Origin of the sequence: Microbulbifer sp., from assembly GCF_051659245.1 — a bacterium.
In the GTDB taxonomy this organism is placed as follows: Bacteria; Pseudomonadota; Gammaproteobacteria; order Pseudomonadales; family Cellvibrionaceae; genus Microbulbifer.
In genome coordinates this window covers 1-1,448 of record NZ_JBOFOC010000087.1, presented here as the reverse complement: position 1 = coordinate 1,448, position 1,448 = coordinate 1, and the positions used below count along the sequence as shown (strand labels likewise).

At 59.1% G+C, this 1,448-nt stretch carries 1 protein-coding gene; it reads right to left on the bottom strand.

The window, feature by feature from the left end; genetic code table 11:
* Positions 1–261 precede the first annotated feature (261 nt).
* A complete protein-coding gene (locus tag ACRC0P_RS09515; RefSeq protein WP_074861394.1) occupies positions 262–1,365 on the bottom strand; it encodes an IS110 family transposase in 1,104 nt (367 codons plus the stop codon).
* Positions 1,366–1,448: the final 83 nt, after the last annotated feature.

Genomic DNA, 1,448 nt, shown 5'->3' with positions numbered 1-1,448 from the left:
GGCTCCTATGTATGGACTCGCCCCCACTGTCAAACCTGCTTTTCAACACTGCTACCCGGCTGCATCTATGTATCAGGCCTATTCGAGGAAGCTGTCATCAGCTTCTGGCCAACATTGTGTGAGCTTGCGGTATGCCTATTACATTCAGACCTCGAAGGCCAGTAGGAGCCAAGGCATCAATCCGCAACGGTCTTACCTGGGGTCAATGTTTTCTAGCAGAGGTTGGAGCGACTTCGCGCCCCGGTGGCAGAACTCGGTGGATCAGTGACTCATTTCCGCCTGCCTGTCATTAACTGGCTGGCGTTGATAAGTCTGTTCATTCTGTAGCAGCACCCAGGCGATCCGTAGGTTGCGGTTGGCTAACCTCACCGCCGCCTCTTTGCGCCCCAGGCGACTCAGCCAGCCCAGCAAGCGGCGATCATCCGGTTGCTGCGAATCAGGCCGTAGTTGTTGGAGGACCGCATGCGCGCCCTGGATCATCAGGCTGCGCAGGTAGCCATCGCCTCGCTTGCTCATCTTGCCCAGGCGGATCTTTTCTCCGCTGCTGTGCTGATCAGGCACCATGCCGAAGTAAGCCGCATATAAGCGGGCATTGGCGAAACGTTCAGGTTCGGTTTGCTTGGCCAGCAGCGCGGTGGCGATGATCGGGCCGACTCCGCGCACCGTCATCAGTCGTTTCGCGGTCTTGTCCGCGTTCGCAGCAGCTTCCAAGCGCCCGCTCAAGACGTTGATGCGTTCGCCCAATTGCCGCCATTCACCCAGCAATTCGTCGATCAACTCCCGCAGTATCTCCGGCAGTGGCTGCGTTGCATCTTCCAGCACCCTCGGTATCACGTGGCTGATAGCCGCATCGCCTTGCGCCAGAGCCACGCCGTGCTCCAGCAGCAAACCGCGCATCTGATTACTCATCGCCGTACGCCGACGCACATAACCCTGCCGAGCGCGATGCAGCGCCTGCATGGCCAGCGAGGCAGCGCTTTTGATGGGCACGGCTGAAATCTTGCTATCGCGACCGGCGCGCAAGATCGACAGGGCATCGTTACGATCATTCTTCGCACCGCTGCGGTGACCCTCGACGAGACGAGCCGGAAGAATCCGTGCCAGGTTGCCTTGCCCCTGTAGCTGCCGTGCCCACGCCTGAGCACCTGGGCCAGTTTCAACCAGCACGACGACACTCGGCGGCAACTTGCACAGAAACTCGTAGAACGCCTCACGCGACTTGATCCGCGCCTCGTAACGCACCTGACCAAGAGCGTCTTCTCCCGCCACCTGAAAGACCCGCTTGGCAAGATCGACTGCCACTGTCGTGCAGGCCGATAGATCGTTTAAGGCCTGGGATTGATTAGTTGCTGTATGCTTTTTCATGGACTCGCCCTCGCTGCCGTTGGCTTCTTAGACTGCCACCGTGGCGCATTGACGCCTCAGCGTGGGCGAGTCCATGTAATTAC